The sequence below is a fragment of the Candidatus Phytoplasma prunorum genome, from assembly GCF_036924415.2.
Lineage (GTDB): Bacteria > Bacillota_I > Bacilli_A > Acholeplasmatales > Acholeplasmataceae > Phytoplasma > Phytoplasma prunorum.
The window spans coordinates 1-545 of sequence record NZ_JAZHCY020000002.1; the positions used below are offsets into that span (position 1 = coordinate 1).

The 545-nt window shown below is 46.1% G+C and carries 1 rRNA gene; it reads left to right on the plus strand.

The window, feature by feature from the left end:
* Positions 1–545: ribosomal RNA gene (locus V9D86_RS00010) — 16S ribosomal RNA — on the plus strand; the annotation flags it as partial.

Below are 545 nucleotides of genomic sequence, written 5' to 3' on the forward strand. Positions count from 1 at the left end.
ATTAAGAGTTTGATCCTGGCTCAGGATGAACGCTGGCGGCGTGCTTAATACATGCAAGTCGAACGGAAACTTTTAGTTTCAGTGGCGAACGGGTGAGTAACACGTAAGTAACCTGCCTCTCAGACGAGGATAACAGTTGGAAACGACTGCTAAGACTGGATATGAAGTTTTGAGGCATCTCGAAACTTTTAAAAGACCCGCAAGGGTATGCTGAGAGATGGGCTTGCGGCACATTAGTTAGTTGGTAAGGTAATGGCTTACCAAGACTATGATGTGTAGCTGGACTGAGAGGTTGAACGGCCACATTGGGACTGAGATACGGCCCAAACTCCTACGGGAGGCAGCAGTAAGGAATTTTCGGCAATGGAGGAAACTCTGACCGAGCAACGCCGCGTGAACGATGAAGTATTTAGGTACGTAAAGTTCTTTTATTAAAGAAGAAAAAATGATGGAAAAATCATTCTGACGGTATTTAATGAATAAGCCCCGGCTAACTATGTGCCAGCAGCTGCGGTAATACATGGGGGGCAAGCGTTATCCGGATT